The organism is Paenochrobactrum gallinarii (genome assembly GCF_014205685.1).
Taxonomy (GTDB): domain Bacteria; phylum Pseudomonadota; class Alphaproteobacteria; order Rhizobiales; family Rhizobiaceae; genus Paenochrobactrum; species Paenochrobactrum gallinarii.
In genome coordinates this window covers 236,583-259,820 of record NZ_JACIIU010000003.1, presented here as the reverse complement: position 1 = coordinate 259,820, position 23,238 = coordinate 236,583, and the positions used below count along the sequence as shown (strand labels likewise).

Annotated in this window: 22 protein-coding genes and 1 tRNA gene; 9 read left to right on the top strand and 14 right to left on the bottom strand. The window is 50.1% G+C overall.

Translation table 11 applies throughout. From position 1 onward, the window contains the following. Nucleotides 1–103: 103 nt before the first annotated feature. The 3 genes from guaA (at nt 104) to FHS77_RS05580 (ending at nt 3,482) form a co-directional block, all read left to right on the top strand. Nucleotides 104–1,663 carry a glutamine-hydrolyzing GMP synthase gene (gene guaA / locus FHS77_RS05590; protein ID WP_184221143.1) on the top strand — a complete coding sequence of 520 codons (1,560 nt, stop codon included), beginning with the start codon at nt 104–106 and terminating at the stop codon, nt 1,661–1,663. A gap of 77 nt (nt 1,664–1,740) precedes the next feature. Beyond that, the gene (locus FHS77_RS05585) at nt 1,741–2,451 is read left to right on the top strand and encodes a phosphoribosylaminoimidazolesuccinocarboxamide synthase (RefSeq protein ID WP_184221141.1); all 711 of its coding nucleotides are present in this window, start codon (nt 1,741–1,743) and stop codon (nt 2,449–2,451) included. Between the two features lie 206 nt (nt 2,452–2,657). Next, entirely contained in the window at nt 2,658–3,482 is an 825-nt protein-coding gene (locus FHS77_RS05580; RefSeq protein WP_184221139.1) for an aspartate dehydrogenase, read from the top strand. A gap of 63 nt (nt 3,483–3,545) precedes the next feature. Here the strand turns inward: FHS77_RS05580 and FHS77_RS05575 are convergent, their stop codons facing one another. The 7 genes from FHS77_RS05575 to FHS77_RS05545 form a co-directional block, all read right to left on the bottom strand. Next, complete coding sequence (locus FHS77_RS05575) at nt 3,546–4,052, bottom strand: hypothetical protein (protein ID WP_184221137.1); 507 nt, start codon at nt 4,050–4,052, stop codon at nt 3,546–3,548. Beyond that, entirely contained in the window at nt 4,045–5,352 is a 1,308-nt protein-coding gene (locus tag FHS77_RS16100) for a hypothetical protein (protein ID WP_210307038.1), read from the bottom strand. The genes FHS77_RS05575 and FHS77_RS16100 overlap by 8 nt, the downstream gene beginning before the upstream one ends. Then, nucleotides 5,349–6,107 (bottom strand): ABC transporter ATP-binding protein, encoded by a 759-nt coding sequence (locus tag FHS77_RS05565; protein WP_184221135.1) that lies wholly within the window; start codon nt 6,105–6,107, stop codon nt 5,349–5,351. The genes FHS77_RS16100 and FHS77_RS05565 overlap by 4 nt, the downstream gene beginning before the upstream one ends. Beyond that, nucleotides 6,104–7,168: a FecCD family ABC transporter permease gene (locus tag FHS77_RS05560; RefSeq protein WP_184221133.1), complete on the bottom strand. Its 1,065-nt coding sequence runs from the start codon at nt 7,166–7,168 to the stop codon at nt 6,104–6,106. The genes FHS77_RS05565 and FHS77_RS05560 overlap by 4 nt, the downstream gene beginning before the upstream one ends. 1 nt (nt 7,169) lies before the next feature. Then, on the bottom strand, nt 7,170–8,243 hold the full coding sequence (locus FHS77_RS05555) for an ABC transporter substrate-binding protein (protein WP_184221273.1): 1,074 nt from the start codon (nt 8,241–8,243) through the stop codon (nt 7,170–7,172). A 182-nt stretch (nt 8,244–8,425) separates the two neighbouring features. Then, nucleotides 8,426–9,526, bottom strand: coding sequence for a bifunctional DNA-binding transcriptional regulator/O6-methylguanine-DNA methyltransferase Ada (ada, locus tag FHS77_RS05550; protein WP_184221131.1), 1,101 nt, complete (start codon nt 9,524–9,526; stop codon nt 8,426–8,428). 122 nt (nt 9,527–9,648) lie between these two features. Beyond that, nucleotides 9,649–10,650: a LacI family DNA-binding transcriptional regulator gene (locus tag FHS77_RS05545; RefSeq protein ID WP_246431234.1), complete on the bottom strand. Its 1,002-nt coding sequence runs from the start codon at nt 10,648–10,650 to the stop codon at nt 9,649–9,651. Between the two features lie 213 nt (nt 10,651–10,863). On the opposite strand from FHS77_RS05545, the gene FHS77_RS05540 reads away from it, so the two are divergent. Next, nucleotides 10,864–11,205, top strand: a complete 342-nt coding sequence (locus FHS77_RS05540) for a two pore domain potassium channel family protein (protein ID WP_184221129.1) — start codon at nt 10,864–10,866, stop codon at nt 11,203–11,205. Between the two features lie 9 nt (nt 11,206–11,214). On the opposite strand, the gene FHS77_RS05535 is transcribed toward FHS77_RS05540, so the two are convergent. The 3 genes from FHS77_RS05535 to FHS77_RS05525 form a co-directional block, all read right to left on the bottom strand. Continuing rightward, nucleotides 11,215–11,607, bottom strand: coding sequence for a VOC family protein (locus FHS77_RS05535; RefSeq protein ID WP_184221127.1), 393 nt, complete (start codon nt 11,605–11,607; stop codon nt 11,215–11,217). Nucleotides 11,608–11,688: 81 nt separating this feature from the next. Then, nucleotides 11,689–12,396 carry a pentapeptide repeat-containing protein gene (locus FHS77_RS05530; RefSeq protein WP_184221125.1) on the bottom strand — a complete coding sequence of 236 codons (708 nt, stop codon included), beginning with the start codon at nt 12,394–12,396 and terminating at the stop codon, nt 11,689–11,691. An 88-nt stretch (nt 12,397–12,484) separates the two neighbouring features. After that, nucleotides 12,485–12,561: transfer RNA gene (locus FHS77_RS05525), tRNA-Ile, on the bottom strand. Between the two features lie 126 nt (nt 12,562–12,687). Here FHS77_RS05525 and FHS77_RS05520 point away from each other — a divergent pair. Next, complete coding sequence (locus tag FHS77_RS05520) at nt 12,688–13,458, top strand: SIMPL domain-containing protein (RefSeq protein WP_184221123.1); 771 nt, start codon at nt 12,688–12,690, stop codon at nt 13,456–13,458. Nucleotides 13,459–13,585: 127 nt separating this feature from the next. Here the strand turns inward: FHS77_RS05520 and FHS77_RS05515 are convergent, their stop codons facing one another. Beyond that, nucleotides 13,586–14,035: a YcgN family cysteine cluster protein gene (locus tag FHS77_RS05515; RefSeq protein ID WP_184221121.1), complete on the bottom strand. Its 450-nt coding sequence runs from the start codon at nt 14,033–14,035 to the stop codon at nt 13,586–13,588. A 649-nt stretch (nt 14,036–14,684) separates the two neighbouring features. Between FHS77_RS05515 and FHS77_RS05510 the strand changes: the two genes are divergently transcribed. Then, the gene (locus FHS77_RS05510) at nt 14,685–15,977 is read left to right on the top strand and encodes an NCS2 family permease (RefSeq protein WP_184221119.1); all 1,293 of its coding nucleotides are present in this window, start codon (nt 14,685–14,687) and stop codon (nt 15,975–15,977) included. Between the two features lie 95 nt (nt 15,978–16,072). Here the strand turns inward: FHS77_RS05510 and FHS77_RS05505 are convergent, their stop codons facing one another. Genes FHS77_RS05505 through puuE form a run of 3 tightly spaced genes read right to left on the bottom strand, consistent with a single transcriptional unit; the run spans nt 16,073 to nt 18,855 of the window. Further along, on the bottom strand, nt 16,073–16,564 hold the full coding sequence (locus tag FHS77_RS05505) for an ureidoglycolate lyase (protein WP_184221117.1): 492 nt from the start codon (nt 16,562–16,564) through the stop codon (nt 16,073–16,075). A 6-nt stretch (nt 16,565–16,570) separates the two neighbouring features. Next, a complete protein-coding gene (locus tag FHS77_RS05500) occupies nt 16,571–17,422 on the bottom strand; it encodes a bifunctional allantoicase/(S)-ureidoglycine aminohydrolase (protein ID WP_184221115.1) in 852 nt (283 codons plus the stop codon). Between the two features lie 5 nt (nt 17,423–17,427). After that, on the bottom strand, nt 17,428–18,855 hold the full coding sequence (puuE, locus tag FHS77_RS05495) for an allantoinase PuuE (RefSeq protein WP_184221113.1): 1,428 nt from the start codon (nt 18,853–18,855) through the stop codon (nt 17,428–17,430). A gap of 166 nt (nt 18,856–19,021) precedes the next feature. On the opposite strand from puuE, the gene uraH reads away from it, so the two are divergent. The 3 genes from uraH to xdhB are packed head-to-tail and all read left to right on the top strand — an operon-like array spanning nt 19,022 to nt 23,231. Then, complete coding sequence (gene uraH / locus FHS77_RS05490) at nt 19,022–19,393, top strand: hydroxyisourate hydrolase (RefSeq protein WP_184221111.1); 372 nt, start codon at nt 19,022–19,024, stop codon at nt 19,391–19,393. A 5-nt stretch (nt 19,394–19,398) separates the two neighbouring features. Continuing rightward, on the top strand, nt 19,399–20,874 hold the full coding sequence (gene xdhA / locus FHS77_RS05485; protein ID WP_184221109.1) for a xanthine dehydrogenase small subunit: 1,476 nt from the start codon (nt 19,399–19,401) through the stop codon (nt 20,872–20,874). Between the two features lie 23 nt (nt 20,875–20,897). Further along, nucleotides 20,898–23,231, top strand: coding sequence for a xanthine dehydrogenase molybdopterin binding subunit (gene xdhB / locus FHS77_RS05480; RefSeq protein ID WP_184221107.1), 2,334 nt, complete (start codon nt 20,898–20,900; stop codon nt 23,229–23,231). Nucleotides 23,232–23,238 lie beyond the last annotated feature (7 nt).

The following is a 23,238-nucleotide window of genomic DNA, read 5'->3' as shown; positions in this document are numbered from 1 at the left end:
TTTTATCATCTGCGTTACATTAAATGTGCTTCGTTCATAACTGTTGTTAAGAGCGACGAAAATGACCATTGCAACATGGACATTTTTTCTTTAGATGCTTCACATGAGCACCAATCATCCCGACACAATCCTTATCATCGACTTCGGAAGTCAGGTCACGCAGCTGATAGCGCGTCGTGTCCGTGAGGCCGGAGTTTATTCCGAAATCGTGCCTTTCCAGCTGGCCGGTGACGCATTCAAGCGGATCAATCCGCGTGCTGTCATCCTGTCCGGAAGCCCGCACTCAACCACTGATATTGGCAGCCCGCGTGCGCCGCAGGCAGTGTTTGAAGCCGGTATTCCGGTGCTTGGCATTTGCTATGGTGAACAGACCATGTGCGAACAGCTCGGCGGCAAAGTTGAAAGCGGCCATGACCGTGAATTTGGTCGTGCCTTCCTTGACGTTCAGGAAGACAGCGCGCTGTTCAACGGTCTGTGGGCAAAAGGCACACGTCATCAGGTTTGGATGAGCCATGGTGACCGCGTAACTGCGCTGCCTGAAGGCTTTAAAGTTATCGGAACCTCCACCAACGCGCCTTATGCTGCTATCGCTGATGAAAAGCGCAAATATTACGGCGTGCAGTTCCATCCGGAAGTGGTGCACACACCCGATGGTGCAAAACTCCTGCAAAACTTCGTCCACAATATTGCTGGCATCAAGCCGGACTGGACAATGACCGCATACCGCCAGCAGGCTGTGGAAGCCATCCGCAAGCAGGTTGGTTCGGGCAAAGTGATCTGCGCGCTTTCAGGCGGTGTGGATTCTTCCGTTGCAGCTCTTCTCATCCATGAAGCCGTTGGCGATCAGCTGACCTGTATTCTGGTTGATCATGGTTTGATGCGCAAAAACGAAGCAGCTGATGTGGTTGCAATGTTCAAAGAACATTATGACCTGCCGCTGATTTTGGTGAATGCACAGGATCGTTTCATCTCCGCTCTGGAAGGCGAAACTGACCCTGAGAAGAAGCGCAAGACCATTGGCCGTCTCTTCATCGAAGTCTTTGAAGAAGAAGCCAATAAGCTTGGCGGCGCTGACTTCCTCGCACAGGGCACACTCTATCCGGATGTGATTGAAAGTGTTTCCTTCACCGGTGGCCCTTCGGTTACAATCAAATCGCACCACAATGTGGGTGGCTTGCCTGAGCGCATGAATATGCAGCTGGTCGAGCCATTGCGCGAATTGTTTAAAGACGAAGTGCGCGTGTTGGGTAAAGAGCTTGGTTTGCCGGATAGCTTTATTGGCCGTCACCCGTTCCCGGGTCCGGGTCTTGCTATTCGCTGCCCGGGTGGCATCACCCGTGAGAAGCTGGAAATCCTGCGTGAAGCCGATGCGGTTTACTTGGATGAAATCCGCAAAGCCGGTCTTTATGACATCATCTGGCAGGCTTTTGCCGTGCTGCTGCCGGTGCAAACCGTTGGCGTGATGGGCGATGGCCGTACCTATGAATTCGTATGTGCGCTTCGTGCAGTCACTTCCGTGGATGGTATGACAGCAGATTTCTACCATTACGATATGGACTTTTTGGCGAAGGCCGCCACCCGTATCATTAATGAAGTGCGCGGTATTAACCGCGTGGTCTATGATATCACTTCGAAGCCTCCGGGCACCATCGAGTGGGAATAAGTTAAAGAACAATGCGCCAATCGGCGCATTGTTTTTTTCTAGATATAACAAGTGCATAAACCTTAGCGAGCAAACGAATGAACAGCAGCGAAAAGATTTATTCCGGCAAAACCAAAGACCTCTACGCGCTAGAGAATGGCAACGTTCTTCTGGTGTTCAAGGATGATGTAACCGGCGCAGACGGTGTGATCGATCCGGGTGCAAACACCGTTATTGGTCAGGTTGAAGGCAAGGGTCGCAAGTCTCTCGCTATGACGGATTATTTCTTCAAACGTTTGCATGCTGCCGATGTGCCGACCCATCTGGTCAATCTTGATCTGGAAAAAGGCACCATGGAAGTGCGCCGCGCCGAACCTCTGGGCAAGGATATTAACGGCACCGGCGGTTTTGAATTTGTTTGCCGCACACGCCCTTGGGGCAGCTTCATTCGTCGTTATCAGCAATATATTCGTGATACCGAGCAGAAGTTTGACAATCTTGTCGAGATCACTGTCAAAGATGATGAACGCGGCGACCCGCTGATCAATGATGATACAATCGTAGCTCTTGGTCTTTTGAGCCCTGAGCATCTTGCAAAAGCTAAAGACATTACCCGCAATGTATGCCGCATTGTTGAGGCTGACCTGCGCGGCCTCGGTCTGACACTGATTGATATGAAAATTGAAATCGGCCTGATCGATGGTGAAGTTGTGGTGATCGATGAAATCTCTGCTGATGCCATGCGCGTTATGGACGAAACCGGCAAAGTGCTGGAACACGCCAAAGTCTATGAAAAACTGATCGGCTGATTGATCATCCATATCGGATTGTGATGAGAAAAACACCGCCGCGATTATCCATTCGTGGCGGTGTTTTTTATTTAAAAGCACGTTGGAACTGTCTGGTAAATTATCAGGGAAATTGCCCTGAACAGTTTTCACGAAGGGCATTTTGGGTGTAAACACCAGCAGCAGTTTATGGGCATGCGCGCCACTTTATTTCAGGGAGAAAATGAATGCGTATCGGTTTAATCGGTTATGGTAATATTTCACGCACCTTAATGAAGTTGCTGAGTGATGAATTAGCCGCTCCTTTATCCTCCCTGACCGTTTTGAGCCTGCCGGAATTTGCAGAAACCACACGCCAGCAATTGGCGGAAGAGGGCAAGAAAGTTGCCGGTGAACTAACCGTCGTTGATAATGGTGAAGAATTTTTAAGAGCTTCTTTTGATCTGGTGATCGAATGCGCAGGCCATTCCGCCGTTTCTGCTTATGTGCCGGAATTTTTAAGCCGTGGCACTGATACAATTATCGTCTCAATCGGTGCGCTGGCTGATCAGGAACTGGAAACACGTTTGCGCAAAGCGGCTGAAACGGGCGGTGGTCAGATCATCTTGCCGGCTGGGGCTATTGGTGGTGTGGATATTCTGTCGGCTCTTCGCCCGACAGGTCTGACAAGTGTTACCTATCGTGGCCGCAAGCCACCTGTGGCTTGGTCTGGCACACCTGCTGAAGACATTCTGGATCTGCCAAATGTCAAAGAAGCGGTGGTTTTTTTCAAGGGCAATGCGCGTGATGCAGCGCAGCAATATCCGAAAAATGCCAATGTGGCGGCAACATTGGCGCTGGCAGGTTTAGGCTTTGAAGCCACGAAAGTGGAGCTGGTGGCTGATCCGCAAGCGCCGGGCAATGTGCATGAATATCATGTGGAATCGCCGGTTGCCAATTATCGTATCGAGATTGAAAACAAGCCATCGGCAGGTAATGCCAAAACCTCTGTAACAACAGTTTATAGCGTGTTGCGCGCGGTGATGAACCGCATTCAACCAGTGGTTATTTAAGCTTTAAAGTGTGTTTGATTTAAATAAAGCGGCGCATTTTAAGTGCGCCGCTTTTTTTGTTTTTTAAAGAAAACGGGTGGTGTAAATTTCATTTGCCGATAGTGGCAAAAGACGGTTGGCCATTTCGGCTTTCAGGTCTTCCAGTTGTTCTGCTTCTTTCGGTGTTTTATCAGCCTTTGCACCAAGGCGCACAAACTCTTCCCTCACATGGCCGGGCTTGATCACGGCTTCAACGGTTTTGCCGCGATAGGTGAAATGCCAGACATAAGGCCCCGGAAATTCGTCGATGACGTTTTTGCCGCCTAAAGATTTATCAATGGTGAGGCGGTTATCGGTCAGGGCACGGGTGACCATTTCCATGGCATCACGTCCGCCCGGGCCTGAAAAGGCGGTGTTGATGACAATTTCACGACGCTCAACCGGTTGATCAAACAGCGCAAAACCTGCCTGCATGGCTTTGAGCGCATGGGTTACCCCCCCTGGAAAACCACCACCATGATAGGTGTTGATATCGTGAAACGAGAAGGTGAGCTTCATGCCGTTTTCGGCAACGGTGATAATGTCATGCATGGATCATGGCTTTCAGATTGGGGATAAAACGGTCTAAAAAACGGGTGGTGGCAGGCATGAAATGCGAGCCGTGATGGAACATCGGATCAAGGGAGGAAATAATCATCCGGCCATTGGTCGAGACGTCATCCACATAAAGGATCGGGCGGTTGTCACCATCGCGCGCCAAAATTTGAGCACCTGCCGGTGGCTCGAACCAGCCATGCAAATGCCAGGTTACATCTTGGGTGGTCATATCTTTCATGAGCGGGTGTTTGGGGTCTGTTACCCTCACTCCGAGGTCGGCTTTCTCATCCAGCCACCACCACCAATTGGTAGGGGTTTCGTGGAAAGTGATATGATCCAGCCACAGGTCTGAGCGGCTTTCGCCCAAAGCAATGACCGTGCCGCCATTTTCTAAATGCCTGGCAATAACCGGCTTTTGCGCAATCATCCTTTGTGCCGGTGTGCGGCATGGCACCCAGAGAACATCTGTTGGCGTGAGTATGGTGCCAAGCTCTTCCGGTGTGGTGATGACATCAAAAGCATGGCTATAGGCGTCACCTTCGAGGCTGTGAATATGGTAATAATTGCCGCTGGATGGCACGACAATGCGCGGCGCATTGGTTGCTTTACTTATCCGTGCGCCTTGATAGCTCTGCGCTTTGGCCAATGGTAAATCAGTTTGCGGCTGCTGAAAATGTGTGGTGCTTTCATCAAGACAAGCGCCACCTGCCACCCATTCCAGAATGCGTTCGCTCAATAAAGGCGCAAGCCCCCACTCAAGCCCCATTGATGCCAGATCATTGCCGGAATGGGAGAAAAACCTGCCACCTTTGGCACGATGCCAAACCCAGTCAACGGGTACAAATTTTGCACCAAGACCATTAATGGCGACAGCATTTTCCGGCAAAGGATTGCATCCACGACCGTAAAAACCTGCAACATTTTTGTTGGTTTCGAGCTTTTTGAGGTCAATTTCTGCAAAAATGGGATGGAAATTGAGCGAATTGAGATCAAAATCTGCACGTTTTGGTGCGGAAATTGGCTGATATTGATGCAAGCCATCCAAAAACGGACGCACAATATGACCGTTGAAAAACCATCGGCCACCTTTGTTCATGAAAGTTTCAAGTGCCGGTTTGAGTTGCAGCAGAACATCTTGGTCGCATTGCTGACCGGTAATCAGCCCTTGATGCTGCGCGAGGATTTGCGCATCAAAATTGGCCTGTTCAACAATGGTGACAAGTCCGGTGTCTGCGGCTTTTTGAATGACGGTTGAAACATCGCCAAAGGCAGATTTTAAATAAAGTACACTCATGCTGCTTCTTTTCCGGCAAAAGCGGGGAGAATGGCTTTGCGGGCTTCTTCATCGGAGCCGCTTACATCAACCCAGCACATCGGCACACCGTAAAGTTCGGCCAGTTTTTCAGGCACAATCATATCGCCGACACTACCATGTTCTTCGCGACCTTGCGGCTGCATCAGCAAAACATCATCGGCGGCAGCCAGCGCATGATTTGGATCATGGGTGGTGAAAATAATCGCATATTCACGCTTGCGGCGTAATCTGTCGAGAAGTTTGAGGGTTTTGTCCTGATTGCCCAGATCAAGTGCGGATGTAGGTTCGTCAAAAACCAGCACAGGCGATCCGGTGGCAAGGGCGCGGGCAATCAGCACCAATTGCCGCTGACCGCCGGACATGCGGTCATAGCGCAATTGAGCCAAGGCGTTTGCGCCCACTTCTTCCATCGCCTGATAGGCAAATTCGCGGTCTTTTGGGCTTGGATGGCCAAACAGGCCCAAATGCGCGGCTCTGCCCATGGTGACAACTTCAAGGCCGGTGAGCTTGGCTTGCGACGCGCCATGCTGCGGCACATAGCCGGCAATTTTAGGTGCATGGCGTGTGCCTTGATGCAAAGCCTGAAAGCCAAGCAATGCACGTAATAAGGTGGTTTTTCCACGTCCATTGGGGCCAAGAATAGCGAGCGAGCGCCCGACCGGAACAGTAAAACTGATATTTTGAAATAATGTCCGTTTGCCGAAGACAACGGATGCTGCTTCCAAGCCGATCATGTGCGGTTTGCCTCGCTGAAATGACGACGTAAAAGCACAGCAAAAACCGGCGCGCCGATCAGTGCCGTTAACACACCAAGCGGAATTTCTGCTGCGGTTAATGTGCGTGCCAATGTGTCGATAAAGGTGAGATAGGCAGCACCTAAAATGGCCGATGCAGGGATCAAAGCGCGGTGATCTTCACCAACGATGATGCGTGCTGCATGTGGCACAACAAGGCCGATCCAGCCGACAATGCCGGCAACGGCAACGGATGTGCCGGTCATCAATGAGATAGCAGCAAAAATAAACCAGCGTTCTTTGTCGGGGTTCACGCCCAGAGATCGTGCTTCGCTTTCTTCCAGTGCCAGCAGGTTGAGGCGATAGCGCAGCATGTAGACAATCAGCAGGCCGATAGCCATGCCGGGAACGGCCAATCCCAAACGCGCCCATGTGGCGGTGGAAAATGAACCCATCAGCCAGAACACAATGGCTGGCAGCGACGTGTTGGGATCAGCCAGAAACTGGACGATGGAAACCAGAGCACCAAAAAGAGCGCCGATAATTGTGCCGGATAAAATGACGGTAATGACTTCGGTGCGGCCATTGATGCGCGCTAAAGCGCCAACAATAATGAGTGCAACAAGCCCGAGCGAAAAGGCCATGCCTAGCAGGATAAAGCCTGAAAAGCCGAAGAAAATCGCCAATGCGCCGCCAAAGGCTGCCCCCTGGCTGATACCGAGAATTTGTGGTGATACAAGGGGATTGCGAAACACACCCTGCAATGCCGCACCACCCACAGCAAGCGCTGCACCGGATAAAGCTGCCAGCAATACGCGTGGCAGACGCACGAGCAGCACAATGCGCTCATCCATCGCTTCCGGCGCGGCCGACGGGTTGATAAGGCTATTGGTTAGAATTTCAAGAATACGTGCGGCACTGACAGAAAAACGTCCCGCTCCGATGGAAAGCAACATGACGGCAATGAGACCTGCAATCATCAAGCCAAAACTGCCAAAACGATACGCCGTCCGGTGACGGCGTATCGTGTTTGTAACAGTCTCTGTGACCACAGAGCTCATATCATTTGCTCGCAAATTGTGCGTAATTTGCAGCATTGCCTTGCATGTCCATCCACAAAATACCGTCGATGTCTGCGTCGTTTAAGTCATAATTATAAAGCGACTTATAAGCTTTTTTCATTTCACCGCGCAGGTCATATTGGAAAACCTCAGGATGCAGAATATTGGCCAGCCACATCCATGTCAGCGGGCTTTCCTGACTTGGCGGATCCCAGCGATAGCCACCAAGCGGCAGCTTATAGACTTTCTTGTCTTGCGCGGCTTTGGTCAGCGACAGGATAGGGTCATCCATGATGCGCTCAAGGCCAAGCTTGGCCTCAAAACTATTAAGCAGAATGACATCAGGGTTCCATTCGGCAATCTGTTCAGGGCTGATGGTGGTGCCATTGCCTTTGACATCCGCAGACGCATTCAGGCCGCCGGTCAAATCAATATACCAGGCATTATAATTGCCCTCATTGCCGGAAGCAGTGAGTTTTTCCATTGCTCGGCCAAGATAAAGCACTTTCGGACGCTTGTCGGCGGCGATATTTTTGGTTTTTGCCGCCATTTCCTGTGCCACCTGATCGCGCCAGCCATTAATCAATGCGGCACGTTCCGGCTTGCCAATGGCTGTTGCTACCATGTTTTGGTAGTAGCGGGCTTTTTCTTCAGTGCCATAAGAAATGAGAGCGACATTAAGGCCCGCATTGGTCAAAGGATCAACCAGATCAGCGCCGTAATCCGCCCATTGGATAACAAGGTCAGGATTGGTTGCAGCCAGTTCTTCAATATTAGGGATGAAGTTTGGCGCGGTAATATCAGACGGAATGTCTTTGGCTTCCGGGAAGATTTTACCCAATACGCCTTCCATAATGGCAGATTTAGCGGTGGGGTTCATACCGACCAGCTTGGAGGTGCTGCCATCAATGGAAATGATGGTGGATGCCATTGGAATGGGAATGGAAGCAATACGCTGTGCCGCCTTTGGCAGGGTGACGGTGCGTCCGCCATGATCTTTTAATGTAATCGGCTCTGCCCATGCAGCGGATGATGATCCGGCAAGTAAGACAACAGAGACGGTGGCGGCAAACATCTTCACGTTGAACACGATACGACCTCAATGATAGCCAGCGGCACTTTTAAACAGTCTTGGGAGGAATGTGCTTAAAGCGCGGCTTTAAAAAGTGAATGCGTGGTTTCTGTACGCAACCACACTTACAATTTCAGGCTAGTACATAATGGTGAGTATGTGTGTCAAGTTTAATATGGAGTTTTTTAATCAGGTTTTGTTTGCGCCTTTTGCTGCTCTTTGATGAGCAGGGCGCGTTTGCGCTCTACGCCCCAGCGATAGCCTGAGAGGTCGCCATTATTGCGCACAACACGATGACACGGGATGATGACAGCAATTTTATTGGCACCGCACGCACCGGCCACCGCACGGCTGGCTTTGGGCTGGCCGATACGACTGGCCAGATCTGAATAACTGGTGGTTTGGCCGCTTGGAATATCACGCAAAGCCTGCCAGACCTTTTGCTGAAAGATCGTGCCCTGAATATCGAGCGGCAGATCAAAATCCTGTGCCGGATTTTCGATATGCGCAATCACGGCGGCGATATGGGTTTCAAATTCTTTGTCGCCTGCGAAAAGCTCTGCTTGCGGAAAGCGGTCTTGCAGGTTTTGCACGAGTTCTTCAGGATCATCGCCGAGTGTGACCGCGCAAATACCTTTTGATGTAGCGCCAATCAGCACGGAACCCAATGAACATTCAGCCACTGCAAAACGGATTTCCATGTTTTTTCCGCCTTTTTTAAAGGCTGTCGGGCTCATGCCAAGCATGTCGTCAGCATGGTGGTAAAAGCGGCTTGATGATTGAAAACCGGCATCATAAATAGCTTGTGTCACGTTGCTGTCCTTATCCGTTAATGCCTCGCGCATACGTCGTGCGCGCTCAGTTCGCGCATAAAGTTTAGGCGTCAGGCCGGTTATGGCTTTAAATTGGCGCTGGAAATAAAATGGGCTTAATCCGGCGGCTTTTGCCAGCTCTGCCAATGGGATGTTTTCCTCCGCGAGTTCAATGCGGCGGCAGGCTTGTTCAATGAGATTACGTATTTTGTCGCCCGCATCGGCCTGATCGGGTTTGCAGCGCTTGCAGGCACGATAACCCGCCGCTTCTGCCTCTGCGGGCGTGTTGTAAAAACTGATATTTTCAGGATTTGGGCGGCGTGCAGGGCAGCAAGCCAGACAGTAAATGGCGGTAGACTGAACGGCGAAGACAAAATCACGGGCTGACTTATCGCGGCTCATCACTTTTTGCCAGCGCGGATCATTTTCAACAAGCCGTGTATGGTCGTCGTTTTTTTTATCAAGCTGGTACATCTGGAAGCCTCATCCTGTCTATCATGACATAGCGCCAAGCAAGAACAAGCGCATCCCGATTCTTGCTGTTAAATTATATATTGCGAGGCATTTTGCGTGTCTGATGGATGAGCAATAAAGGATCAGGGACGAACAGAGCGCCGCCAGATCGTTTGTAGCGGAAATTTAACCTGTGGTGGCAGGCTGGTATTGTCTTGCAGGCTGGTGGCGATTGTTTGGGCAATTTCTTCCAATGGTTGGCGAAAGGTGGTCAATTCATAGGCTTGCCAGCTTGCTTGCTGTATATCGTCAAAACCGATGATGCACAGATCTTGCGGTATATGCAGAGAAAAATCCCGTTTTGCTGCATCCATAAAGCCAAGTGCAAGCAAATCCGTAACACAGAAGATGCCATCAGGGCGGTTTGAGCCTGCCAATATTTGGCGTGCCGCTTCAATGCCTGTTTGATAATTGGTCGGCCCTACGCGACAAAGACGTGCTGGAACTCCGGCTTTGACGGCAGCTTCCATGAAAAATTTCTCACGCGCTAAAATGCTGGGCGAGCCGGCGGTGGAGCTGATAACGGCCAGATTTTTGCAGCCGGCTCTCTCAAGCATCAAAAAAGCTTCCTTGGTTGCCTCGGCATTATCAACGATGATCTGCTCAGTGCCTTCTGGCAGATCATCGCGGTTGATGGTGATCACCCGCTGCCCGTTATGAATGCAGGTTTCGACCAATGAGCGGGAAGGGCGGCCCGACATAACAACCGTGGCATCAGCGCGATAATTGAGCGTCTGGCGCAGTGCATTTTCGATTGTATGTTGTTCGCCGGAGGTGTTGAGCACCATGACGACTTTGCCGGTGGCTTGCAGGTGACGGGTGGTCGCTTCCAAAAAAACTGATTGATGCGGAGTGTTAATATCGGCAACGATCAGACAAACAATGCCAGACTGATGGCGGATAAGTCCGCGTGCCAGATGGTTGACATGATAGCCCAGTTCTTCGGCGGCTTTTAAAACCTTGAGACGGGTGGCAGGGGAAACACTGGCACCTTCGGTAAAAGTGCGTGATACAGCTGAACGGGAAACGCCGGCGCGCTCGGCAACTTTGAGGGCGCTGATAGGCATACGTTGTGGTTTTGACAAAGGCAGATCCGGTTTCCATCCGCGGCCAGGTCTTTGAAAACGCGTGACATGGCCAGATATTTAAAGCTACGAATATGTGCCTTTTGCAGCAGTAATGCTGCATTCATATGACAGTCGTGCTGGTTGCTTCTCGGATAGCTTTTAAATAGCTTTGCTTTTGGCTGTGCTCGCTATAATGGAGCGGTTAACGGGTGGATTGAGTGCGGAAAAACCATGTATGAACGCGCAAGTGATAAATTATTGTCAAAAGGGGCATTTGCAGCCCGTCTATTGAAACACTTTTGTTGGGTTGTCGGCGTATTGGGGCTTTCCGTTTTGGTTGGTGCGACAGGGCTTTTATATTTTGAAGAGATAACGCTTGAAAATGCGATGATCCATTCGGCCTTTCTGCTCGGTGGATTTGGGATTGTACAAATGCCGGATAGTTTGAGCGGCAAATTATTTATCGGCTTGTTTGGCCTTTATGCCAATTTGTTTTTCCTGGCGTCAGTCAGCTTTCTCTGCGCGCCGGTTGTGCATCGCATCCTGCATAAATTTCATCTTGATGAGGGCTGATAAAGACGCTTAGCCACCTACAGGCGTGCATAACTCAATCAAAGTGCCGTCCGGGCTGCGGAGATAAGAGACCGTCTGTCCCCACGGTTTTTGTTTCGGAGCTGCCAGTTCCTGCGCGCCGTTTGCCAAGGCTTTTGCGTGCGCCGCCGCAACATCGTCTGTAACGAATGCAACCTCCATACCAAGTGGCTTATCAGACGCGTGCGCTGCCACAATGCCGGTTTTAAAATTCGTGTCGGCTAAAGTGACACTGGCAAAGGCAAGTGTCGTTTCACCTGTTTCCAGCTCGCCATAATCACCACCTTCATGCAGGAAACCTACCTGAAAGCCAAAGCATTCGGAGAAAAATTTTACAGAAGCAGCCACATCCGGAACGTAAATGATCGTATATCCAAGTTTCATGATAACGCTCCGAATTTGAAAAATATTGATGCAAATATTTTCTAATGCATTCGCTTTTTTGTAAATAGATTTCTGAGATTACTAAAGAACTTTCAGTCCCATTTCGGCTAAAATTTCACTCGCCTGACTTTTTGAAATGATCGCGCCTTTAAAACGTCTGGCATCATTGAGGCGCAAGCCGCCAAGATCAGCACCGCGTAAATCTGCGCCATCAAATTTAGCGTCAACAAGATTGGCTTCGCTTAAGCGGCAATTGTCAAAATCGGCTTCACGGAAATCACATTCAAATAAATCAGCAAAACTGAAATCGACATTTTCCAATTCTGCCTTACGAAAAGAAAAACGGGGCAGACGTGCGGCGGATAATGTTGTGTCTTTGATAAAAGTGCCGGTTGTTTTGACGCGGGTGAGATCGGCACCGGTTAATTTACAACCGTTAAAACTTGCTTCCGACAACATGGCGCCGACAAAATTTGTATTATTAAAATCACTGTCGACGAAATGGGCTTCGAGTAAAAAGGCAGCGGTAAAGTTGGCATAGGCCCCGCGGCAGTTTTTAAACCAGCATTGTTCCAGAAGAGCGCTGGTAAAATCAGCTTGTTTTAACTGACAGTTTTCAAACACCCAGCCGGTCAGGTTTAGATTAGAAAGATCAATATTCTCCAGATTGCAGTCATAGATTTTATAGGGCTGACTTTTGGCTGCAAGCTTTGTCAATTCAGCGCGCGAGAGAGAGGCGCCATTGATGCAACGATCTGAAATATCAGGAAAAAGGTTATGCATCGCCATTACATCTTTCGACAGCTTACAGTTTATTTGAGAGAAGCTTACCTAAAAGCACGCCCTCTTGAATCAAAAAAGAAATGTAAATGAAAAATGGTGGGCCCGGAGGGACTCGAACCCCCAACCAAGCGGTTATGAGCCGCCGGCTCTGACCAATTGAGCTACAGGCCCCACGCACCAACTGACCTAAACGAAAAATATATGTTAGACAAGCTGGCAATTGTAACAATTGCCCTAATCCGCACATAATCAATTGCAAAACTGAAAATTGAGACAAATTTTCCAACAGGAGACATTATGACAACACGTGCGAAAGTTTTTTTAGTTGCTTCATTGTCGCTCACTGCAGTGGCGGCAACTGCGCTGGTCAGCGTTTTTCCCGCTTCAGCAATTGCTCAAGAGAATCAAATGAAAAAAAGAACTTCCCGTATTACCGTCACTGGCGAAGGCGAAATGAATGTTGCGCCTGATATGGCTCTCCTCAATCTGTCTGTCCTGCGTGAAGCAGAAACAGCGCGTGATGCGCTGACCCAAAACAATGAAGCGATGGACAAAGTTCTGTCGGCGATGAAAGAAGCAGGTGTTGAGCCACGCGACCTGCAAACCGGTGGCTTCAATATTCAGCCACGCTATATTTATCCTGATGACAAAAATGGTCTGACCCAGCCGAAAATCTCCGGTTATTCGGTGTCCAATACTTTGAGCGTACGCGTGCGCGATCTGACCAAACTTGGCAATATTCTCGATACATCTGTCACGCTGGGCGTTAATCAGGGCGGTAACGTAACTTTTGTTAATGACAATCCGTCAGCAACAATCACCGAAGCGCGCAAGCGTGCTGTTGCCGATGCGATTGCAAAGGCTAAAACCCTGACCGATGCTGCAGGAGTTGGCCTTGGTGATGTGTTGGAAATCAATGAATCATCACGCCGGCCGGCTCCGGTTCCGATGATGCGCGGTAAAATGATGGCGATTGAAGCTGCTGCACCATCTGATTCCGTGCCAATGTCGGCCGGTGAAAACTCATATAATGTTTCCGTCACGGTCACATTTGCGCTGAAGCAGTAAGTTTCTGACAATACCAAACAAGAAAGCCTGACTGGTTATCGCCAGTCAGGCTTTTTTATGCAAAAATTAATAAAAGCAAAATGGCGATGCCGGTTGCCTGAAGTGTCACCTTGTTTTCAAGGGACTTTCAGCCGGACACACCAACCATATGCGGAATATAATCTTCGTCTTCTTCCATTTCATGGTCGTAAGCAGTGATCTTGCCTTTAACGGAAATGCCGGCTTCATGCACGGTTTCTGAACTGCCCGACACAAGCGGGTGCCACCAATGCAGATCCTGCCCCTGAGCAATCAATAAATATGCGCAGGTTGGTGGCAGCCAATCCACTTCATTGACGATTTCGGGGGTTAGAAAAATACAATCCGGCACGATTTTCTTGCGGTTGGTATAATCCGAACACTGGCAGGTGTTGTTGTCGAGCAAGGTGCAGGCAACGGTGGTGAAATAAATCTCGTCGGTGTCGAAGTCGCGCAATTTATGCAGGCAGCACTGACCGCAACCATCGCACAGGCTTTCCCATTCCTGTCGGTTCATTTCTTCAAGGGTTTTGCGCTGCCAGAAGGGTTGTTGGGTCATGCTATGGAAATGGTCACTTTTAAGCTGGTGTTACGGTGCTGGTTGCATAGTCTTCACATATGGTTTTGTGAAGGCGACATATTGCAACGGCAAAGAGAGTATGTGGCCGGTGTGCTGATACGAAAAGAGCCATTTTATGTATAAGTAATACCTGAAATGGTCTGCTGTTTTACTATGGCCAAAATTCTTTTAATCACTGTAGCAAAGGCGGGCAGCTGAGTCTCGGCTATTTTTGATAAAAGCCGATAATGCGGCAAATAAGGCATGATACCTGCTATTATCAGGCTAAAACTTAAACAGTTTCAATAATAGTTGTGGAATAAGGGGCTAGCGCTCAGGCAAAAGCGCATTCAGACTGATTTACGTAGACGCACCTATCTGATAATGGCAAAATCAAGGCAATAAGGTGATCGGTATTTTCAGTGGCGATTGTCTGCGGCTTAACCGGCAGGTCACTTGGCTCAAATGCAAATTTGCAAATGTTCCAATGAATATAATGCTGGTAATTAAGTATTTAGACGGAGTTTTGTCTGCTTCGGTATGAACTGACAGTAGAGCGACGGAAAAATACAGGTCATATATGAAATAACGCTTGTAGTGGCGCATGATATTCTAGCACTGTATTGGGCAAATATGCCAGGAGGCTAATATGCTGGAAAAGCTTTTTAAGCTTAAAGAACACGGCACATCGGTAAGGACAGAAGTCGTTGCCGGTATCACCACGTTCTTGACAATGTCTTACATCCTGTTCGTTAATCCGGACATTCTGTCGTCAACCGGTATGGACAAAAACGCGATTTTTGTTGCAACCTGTTTGGCTGCAGCTCTCGGTTCCATCGTGATGGCGCTGGTTGCAAACTGGCCGATCGGTATGGCTCCTGGTATGGGGCTTAATGCGTTCTTCGCTTTCACCGTCGTTGGTGCCATGGGCTTTTCCTGGCAGCAGGCACTGGGTGCAGTTTTCATCTCAGGTATCATCTTCCTGTTGTTGACTGTCACTGGTGTGCGCCGTTGGTTGATTGAAGGTATTCCGATGTCGTTGCGCAGCGCGATTGCTGCCGGTATCGGTCTGTTCCTTGGTCTTATCGGTTTGAAAAATGCCGGTATTGTTGTTGATAATCCGGCCACTTTGGTTGGTCTTGGTGATCTGACGCAGACCGGAACCTTGCTTGCAATTCTCGGCTTTTTCATTATGGCGGGTCTTGATGCCCTGAAGGTTCGTGGTTCGATCCTGATCGGTATTCTGGCAATCACCATTCTGTCCATGATCTTGGGCGTGAGCTCATTCAACGGCATTTTCTCTGCACCGCCAAGCATCACTTCCACCTTCCTGCAGCTCGACATCATGGGTGTTCTGCATGTCGGGTTCATTCAGGTGATCATCGTCTTTGTTCTGGTTGAAGTTTTCGACGCGACCGGCACTCTGATCGGTGTTTCCAAGCGCGCTGGCCTGATGCCTGAAGGCAAGCCAAACCGTTTGAGCAAAGCTTTGTTTGCAGACAGCACCGCCATCATCGGTGGTTCGCTGATCGGTACCAGCTCGACTACTGCTTATGTTGAAAGCGCTGCCGGTGTGCAGGCTGGCGGCCGTACAGGTCTGACTGCTGCTGTTGTTGCAGTTCTCTTCCTCGCAGCTCTGTTCATTTCTCCTCTTGCTTCAGCTGTTCCGGCTGTCGCAACTGCACCGGCACTGGTCTATGTTGCTTGCTTGATGATGCGTGAAATGGCAGAAATCGAGTGGGATGATGTTACCAATGCAAGCTCTGCTGCAATGACTGTGCTGGCGATCCCGCTGACATACTCCATTGCAAACGGTCTGGCTTTCGGCTTCATTTCATATGTTGTGTTGAAAACAGTTTCCGGTAAAGCGCGTGATGTGCATCCTGCAACATGGATTGTAGCGGCACTTTTCGTAATTCGCTTCGCTTTCTTCCCTGAGTAAAATCAGTTAAGATTGGCATTAAAGAGCCCCGCGGGTCATATGACCGGCGGGGCTTTTTTTGTATAATGTCAGAGCCTGTCGGCTTCTGCGAAGACTTATTCTACGAGGTAGGGGGTGGGGAAAAAGAACTCCTGTAAATTATTCTCGTCGCCGCCGCGATCGACCACCAGAAAATCACATGGCTTGTTCAATGGCGTTAAAACCCCGTGCCAGACATTGCGGTGAATGTTGACGCCTTGGCCGCTTTGGGTGATGAAAGCCTGTGGACGCGCCGGACCTTCGCCGGTGTCATGGGCAACGATCACCAGAAACGGCTCAGGTGACAGCGGCATAAAAGCCTGACTGCCATAAGGATGGCGTTCCACCATATTGAGCAGTAAAGGCAGACTATAAGGCTTGGCGCTGAAAATATTGATCAACACACGTGCATTGGTGCCTGTGGCTTCTATCTTGGCCAGATCATGATGGCGCAGACAATTGCCCTGATTGATATGATAAGCAGAGGGCGCTTGTGTTTTGCATAAAATATCGCCGAAAGGGGCAAAGGCTGCGGCCGTCAGCGGACTGATCTTGATGGTGTTTTGCATGAGATTTTACCGCGCGAAAGGTGAGCCAAGCTTCATGTGACGGTTGACGTCTTTATAAAGCAGATAGCGGAATTTACCCGGGCCACCTGCATAGCAAGCCTGCGGGCAAAAAGCACGCAGCCACATGAAATCGCCGGCCTCTACCTCCACCCAGTCTTTATTCAGACGATAAACCGCTTTGCCTTCCAGCACATAAAGGCCGTGTTCCATCACATGGGTTTCGGCAAAAGGAATAACAGCACCCGGTTCAAAAGTGACAATCGTCATATGCATATCATGGCGCAGATCTTGCGGATCAACAAAGCGGGTGGTTGCCCATTTGCCTTCAGTGTGCGCCATCGGGCTTGGGGTGATGTCTTTTTCATTGGTGAAGAAGGCTTTCGGCACATCAATGCCCTCCACCTGCTCATAAAGCTTGCGCACCCAGTGGAACCGCACCGGCTTGTCACTGTTGTTTTTCACCTGCCAGTCGCTGGCGGGTGGAATAAAGGCAAAGCCTCCTTCATTCATGATGTGCTGCTGGCCGGACAGTGTAATGGTGAGTTCGCCTTCCACCACAAAAATGGCACCTTCCGCACCTTTTTCAAGCTCCGGTTTATCACTGCCGCCCTGTGGCTGAACTTCCATAATATATTGCGAGAAAGTTTCGGCAAAACCGGAGAGCGGACGCGATAAAACCCATGCCCGCGTTTTATCCCAGAAAGGCAGATAGCTGGTGACGATATCCATCATCGTGCCTTTAGGCAGCAGCGCATAGCTTTCGGTGAAAACCGCACGGTCGGTCATGATTTGTGTCTGCGGAGGCTGGCCACCATGCGGGGCATAATAGTGAGCGGTTTTAAGGTTATTGTCAGACATGGGGATCACTCCGGTAAAATACTGTTCAAACGCAATAAAGCGATGCGCTCAACCTGCTGGCAGGCGGTCTCGAATTCTTGTGCGCGCTCGTGATCGATGCGGGCTTGGAAAGCTTGCAGAATTTGAGCTTTATCGAGCCCTTTGACCGCAATGATAAATGGAAAGCCGAAGCGTTCGACATAGCGCTGGTTAAGCTCGCTGAAGAGGCTGCGCTCTTCATCCGTTAAAGCGTCTAGTCCCGCAGATGCTTGTTCGGCGCTGGATTCTGCGGTGAGGCGTTTGGCTTGTGCCAGCTTTCCGGCCAAGTCCGGATGCGCGCATAAAACGCCCAGACGCTCTTCTTCGCTTGCCTGACGGAAAATTGCAGCCATTGCTTCATGCAGCGTAGCTGCATGGTCATGGGCGCTTGCCAAGCCTTGCGCAAAAGCCCGCTCAGCAATCCATGGAGAATGTTCAAAAATGCTGCCAAATGTTTCGACAAAGGCTGCTTTTTCCATCATTGAAGGATGGTTCGTGGGTTTGGCCGCTTTGGGTGCCGGATGATGTTTGATCCAATGACGGGCAATATCAATGCGGCGTGCCACCCAGACCTTGTCAAAACTTTGCACATAATCAAGAAAGCGGTTGAGCGCTGCCATACGCCCCGGTCTGCCGACAAGACGGCAGTGAAGGCCGATCGACAGCATCTTTGGCGCGCCATCCTGACCTTCTTCATAAAGCACATCAAAACTATCTTTAAGATAATTGAAAAACTGATCACCGGCATTAAACCCTTGCGGGGTCGCAAAGCGCATATCATTGGCATCCAATGTATAAGGCACAATCAGATGCGGGCCGTTTTCTCCTTCCACCCAATAGGGCAATTCATCGGCATAGGAATCGGCAGAATAGACAAAGCCGCCTTCTTCCATCACCAGTTTCAATGTGTTTTGTGATGGCTTGCCTTGATAAATGCCAAGCGGTCGTTCCCCGGTCAGTTCTGTGTGAAGGCGCACGGCTTCACGAATATGCTGGCGCTCTATCTCTTCTTCAAAATCTTTATATTCGAGCCAGCGCAGTCCGTGACTGGCAATTTCCCAGCCGGCAGATTTCATCGCCTCCACGGCTTGCGGGTTACGCGCCATGGCTTGGGTGACACCATAAACGGTTACCGGCATATTGCGTTTGGTAAAAGCGCGGTGCAGCCGCCAGAAACCGGCACGCGCACCATATTCATAAATGGATTCCATATTGAGGTTGCGCTGAGCGGGCCATGCTTGCGCCCCGACAATTTCGGAGAGCAGACATTCAGATGCCGGATCACCATCCAGAATACAGCTTTCGCCGCCTTCCTCATAATTGATGACAAATTGTACTGCGATATTGGCATTGTCCGGCCATTGCGGATGGGGCGGATTAGCACCATAACCGATCAGATCACGTGGATATTTCATGCGTTTTTCCCGAAACGAACAATAAATATGAGGTCATGATATGCTGATTTTAAAAGCTATATTCCCATTGAAATATTTGAAAGTCATCCATTGATAAGCATGCTTTCATTATAAGACAGATTTAGTGATACTGTAGGATAGGGAGACTATACGGGGAGGAATTTGTATGAGCGCTGAACAGCAAAAGGCGGGGCGGTTGACGACTCATGTCCTTGATACGGCGAAAGGTGTTCCGGCGCGTGATCTCCGTATCGAGCTTTACCGCCTTGATAATGATAAACATCAAAAACTCAAAGATGTCCGCACCAATGATGACGGGCGTTGTGATGAGCCGCTATTGGCGGGCGAGACGATGCAGACCGGCCAATATGAGCTGGTCTTTCATGTCGGCGATTATTTTCAAGTCAAGCGCGACAACGGAAATTTTGCCTTTTTAGATCAGGTGCCGTTGCGCTTTGGGATTAGTGATGCTGCCCAGCATTATCATGTGCCGCTTTTGGTATCGCCTTTTTCTTATTCCACTTATCGCGGGAGCTAAGGCTCATGAGCGTTGCAATTCGTAAATTTATTCATTTTTATCTTAATGATCAGCTGGTGAGATTGGATCAGGTTGCTGCCGATCAAACCTTGCTTGATTTCTTGCGGCTTGACCGGCAGATGCGCGGCACCAAAGAAGGCTGTGCCGAGGGCGATTGCGGCGCTTGCACAGTGCTGGTCGGGCGCTTGCTCAATGGCGAATTACATTATGAATCGGTCAATGCCTGTATTCGTTTTGTCGGGTCATTAGATGGCTGCCATGTCGTCACTGTCGAGGCGGTGAAAGCATCAAACGGTGGTTTGCATATTGTACAGCAGGCAATGGTGGATACCCATGCTTCGCAATGCGGCTTCTGTACACCCGGTTTTGTCATGTCGCTTTACGGGCTTTGGATGCAGGAAACATCACCCAGTGTTGCGCGGATTGAAAAAGCCTTGCAGGGCAATTTATGCCGTTGCACCGGTTATGCTGCCATTATCCGTGCGGCTGAAAGCGTTGTGCGCTCGGGTGATTTAAACGGTGATTTGCTGGTTAAGCACCGCGCCGACATGATCGAAAAATTAAAGGCGTTGAAAGATGGCTGCCGTGTCGAGGTCGAGCATGACGGCCAGCGGCTGATAATCCCTGCCGATGTGGATGATCTGGCCGTTGTGCTGGAAGAAAATCCCAATGCTGTGCTGGTTGCGGGTTCAACCGATGTCGGGCTTTGGGTGACGAAATTTATGCGTTCCATCACACCGGCGGTGTTCATTGGCGGTTTGGAAGAGCTTTGCCAGATCAGGCAAGAAGCTGATCATATTCATATTGGCGCAAGCGTGACTTATTCGGCGCTTTATCCGTTGATTTGTCAGCATGTGCCGCAAGTGCGGGAGTTGTGGAACCGTATCGGTGGCGAACAGGTACGAAATATGGGTACGATTGGCGGCAACATTGCCAATGGCTCACCGATTGGCGATACGCCGCCCGCTTTGATTGCGCTGCAAGCGTCGATTATTTTGCGTAAAAATACGTCACGGCGCAAAGTGCTGCTGCAAGATTATTTCATTGAATATGGCAAACAGGATCGTGAAAAATCTGAATTTGTTGAGGCGATCGAAATCCCGAAACTTGCCGAAAATACGCGATTTGCGGTTTATAAAATCACTAAGCGGATGGATGAGGATATTTCGGCGGTTTGCGGTGGTTTTTCTGTCAAACTTGATGCGGAAGGCCGTGTGGCTGAAGCCATTTTTGTCTATGGCGGCATGGCCGGCACACCAAAACGTGGCTCAAATGCTGAAACTGCTGTGCTTGGCAAAGTTTGGGACGAGGCAGCGATAGAGGAAGCAATTGCAGCTCTGCCGCAAGATTTTACACCTTTGAGTGATTGGCGCGCGAGTGCGGATTATCGTTTACTGGTCGCGCAAAATCTGCTGCGTCGCTTTTATCTGGAAACAACGGGCGAGACAGAGTTGCGGTTAAGCCGTGAAGCGGTGGCTTGAGCAGCGCGATCCGGGAGGTTGTTATGAATAAAATGCAGACAATTGCACGCATCCAAGGCGGCGCTCATGAAAATCAAAGCCACGAATCCGGCCATAAACATGTGGCGGGGACAGCCGAATATATTGATGATATTGCTGAACCGGCTGGCACTTTGCATGCCTATTTAGGCTTTTCAGAACGCGCCCATGCCAATGTAACGGATATGGATTTCGCCGATGTTTTAAGCTGTGAGGGTGTGGTTGGCATTCTCACTCATAAAGATATTCCGGGCGTTAATGATTTAAGCCCGCTGGGTTTGAATGATGAGCCTATTCTCATCACCGACAAAGTTGAATTTTTCGGTCAGCCGCTTTTTGCAGTGATTGCCAAAACACGGGCGCAGGCGCGTTTAGCTGCGAGAAAAGCCAAGGTCACTTATCACGATTTGCCCCATCAGCTGGATGCGCGCGAAGCAAAAGCGGCCGATTATCCGATGGTGGTTTCGCCGATGAAGCTGGAGCGCGGAGACATTGCAGCGGGCTTTAAAACCGCCAAACATATTGTGTCCGGTTCGATGCAGATCGGCGGGCAGGATCATTTTTATCTGGAGGGGCAGATCTCCTTTGCTGTGCCGGGGGAAGATGATGATGTGACGATTTATTCATCCACCCAGCACCCCACCGAAACGCAGCATATGGTAGCCCATGCGCTCCATGTTCCATCCAATGCGGTGACCATTCAGGTGCGCCGGATGGGTGGCGGTTTTGGCGGCAAAGAAACGCAAGCCAATCTTTTTGCTTGTGTGGCCGCGATTGCCGCGAAGAAATATCGTGCTCCGGTTAAAATTCGTCTCGATCGTGATGATGATATGGAAGCAACTGGCAAACGCCATGATTTCTATGTCGATTATCAGGTTGGTTTTGATGATGATGGCCGCATTGAAGCAGTGGATGCCAGCTTTATGGCGCGCTGCGGCTTTTGTGCTGATTTGTCCGGTGCGGTGACGGATCGTGCATTGTTTCATGCTGATAATGCTTACTTTTATCCCAATGTAAGGCTTGTCTCACGCCCGCAAAAAACCAACACGGTTTCCAACACCGCTTTTCGTGGTTTTGGTGGTCCGCAAGGGGTGGTGGGTGCCGAGCGGATCATGGAGGAGATCGGCTATTATTTGGGCAAAGACCCGTTAGAGATCAGAAAAGTCAATTTTTATGGGACGGATGATCGCAATCTGACGCCTTATTATCAGACTGTTGAAGATAATATTATTCAGCGTGTGGTGGCAGAACTGGAGGAAAGCTCCGATTATGCGGCACGACGCGAAAAAGTGCTGGAGTTTAATCGTAACAGCCGCGTCATCAAGCGCGGTATTGCGCTGACGCCGGTGAAATTTGGTATTTCGTTCACCAAAACCGAGTTCAATCAGGCAGGGGCGCTGGTTCATATTTATACCGATGGTTCGGTGCAGGTGAACCATGGCGGCACCGAAATGGGGCAGGGGCTTTACACCAAAGTTGCGCAGATCGTGGCGGAAGAGTTTCAGATCGATCTGAAGCATATTAAAGCCACGGCCACACGTACCGACAAAGTGCCGAACACTTCTGCCACAGCCGCCTCATCGGGCACTGATTTAAACGGTATGGCGGCGGCAGATGCGGCGCGCCAGATTAAAGCCAGACTGGTAAATTTTGCTTGTGAAACCTATAAGATTCAGCCCGAAGAGGTGGTTTTCGAGCCAAACAACGTACGGCTTGGCGCACAGGTCATGACCTTCCCGCAATTTATACAGGCGGCCTATGCCGCGCGGGTGCAACTTTCGGCAGCAGGCTTTTACAAAACACCGAAAATCCATTGGGACAGGGATGAAGGTAAAGGCCGGCCGTTTTTATATTATGCCTATGGTGCGTCGGTTTCTGAGGTCAGCATTGATACGCTGACCGGCGAATATCAGGTCGAGCGTGCCGATGTCTTGCATGATGTCGGCAAATCCATCAATCCGGCGCTTGATATCGGGCAGGTGGAAGGTGCCTTTGTGCAAGGTATGGGCTGGCTCACCACAGAAGAATTGTGGTGGGACAATAAAGGCCGTTTGCGCACTCATGCCCCATCAACCTATAAAATCCCGCTCGCTTCTGATCGGCCACGTATTTTCAATGTCAATCTGGCTTCATGGTCGGTCAATCGGGAGGAAACAATCCGCCGCTCGAAAGCTGTCGGCGAGCCGCCTTTCATGCTGCCGATTTCGGTGTTTGAGGCCTTGTCGATGGCGGTGGCCAGCACGGCTGATTACCGTGTCAATCCGCGCCTTGACGCACCAGCCACGCCGGAGCGGATTTTGATGGCGCTGCAACGCTTGAAAAAGCAGCAGAGCGCATAAAGGAGCC

Bases quoted from the DNA above. Each gene is read 5' to 3' on its own strand.
- puuE (WP_184221113.1), bottom strand. From the start codon at position 18,855: ATGAAATATCCACGTGATCTGATCGGTTATGGTGCTAATCCGCCCCAT.
- FHS77_RS05580 (WP_184221139.1), top strand. From the start codon at position 2,658: ATGCGTATCGGTTTAATCGGTTATGGTAATATTTCACGCACCTTAATG.
- FHS77_RS05530 (WP_184221125.1), bottom strand. From the start codon at position 12,396: ATGGCGATGCATAACCTTTTTCCTGATATTTCAGATCGTTGCATCAAT.
- FHS77_RS05500 (WP_184221115.1), bottom strand. From the start codon at position 17,422: ATGTCTGACAATAACCTTAAAACCGCTCACTATTATGCCCCGCATGGT.
- FHS77_RS05560 (WP_184221133.1), bottom strand. From the start codon at position 7,168: ATGAGCTCTGTGGTCACAGAGACTGTTACAAACACGATACGCCGTCAC.
- FHS77_RS05540 (WP_184221129.1), top strand. From the start codon at position 10,864: ATGTATGAACGCGCAAGTGATAAATTATTGTCAAAAGGGGCATTTGCA.
- FHS77_RS05555 (WP_184221273.1), bottom strand. From the start codon at position 8,243: ATGTTTGCCGCCACCGTCTCTGTTGTCTTACTTGCCGGATCATCATCC.
- xdhB (WP_184221107.1), top strand. From the start codon at position 20,898: ATGAATAAAATGCAGACAATTGCACGCATCCAAGGCGGCGCTCATGAA.
- FHS77_RS05535 (WP_184221127.1), bottom strand. From the start codon at position 11,607: ATGAAACTTGGATATACGATCATTTACGTTCCGGATGTGGCTGCTTCT.
- FHS77_RS05565 (WP_184221135.1), bottom strand. From the start codon at position 6,107: ATGATCGGCTTGGAAGCAGCATCCGTTGTCTTCGGCAAACGGACATTA.
- FHS77_RS05515 (WP_184221121.1), bottom strand. From the start codon at position 14,035: ATGACCCAACAACCCTTCTGGCAGCGCAAAACCCTTGAAGAAATGAAC.
- FHS77_RS05575 (WP_184221137.1), bottom strand. From the start codon at position 4,052: ATGCATGACATTATCACCGTTGCCGAAAACGGCATGAAGCTCACCTTC.
- ada (WP_184221131.1), bottom strand. From the start codon at position 9,526: ATGTACCAGCTTGATAAAAAAAACGACGACCATACACGGCTTGTTGAA.
- FHS77_RS05585 (WP_184221141.1), top strand. From the start codon at position 1,741: ATGAACAGCAGCGAAAAGATTTATTCCGGCAAAACCAAAGACCTCTAC.
- uraH (WP_184221111.1), top strand. From the start codon at position 19,022: ATGAGCGCTGAACAGCAAAAGGCGGGGCGGTTGACGACTCATGTCCTT.
- xdhA (WP_184221109.1), top strand. From the start codon at position 19,399: ATGAGCGTTGCAATTCGTAAATTTATTCATTTTTATCTTAATGATCAG.
- FHS77_RS05510 (WP_184221119.1), top strand. From the start codon at position 14,685: ATGCTGGAAAAGCTTTTTAAGCTTAAAGAACACGGCACATCGGTAAGG.
- FHS77_RS05520 (WP_184221123.1), top strand. From the start codon at position 12,688: ATGACAACACGTGCGAAAGTTTTTTTAGTTGCTTCATTGTCGCTCACT.
- FHS77_RS05505 (WP_184221117.1), bottom strand. From the start codon at position 16,564: ATGCAAAACACCATCAAGATCAGTCCGCTGACGGCCGCAGCCTTTGCC.
- FHS77_RS16100 (WP_210307038.1), bottom strand. From the start codon at position 5,352: ATGAGTGTACTTTATTTAAAATCTGCCTTTGGCGATGTTTCAACCGTC.
- guaA (WP_184221143.1), top strand. From the start codon at position 104: ATGAGCACCAATCATCCCGACACAATCCTTATCATCGACTTCGGAAGT.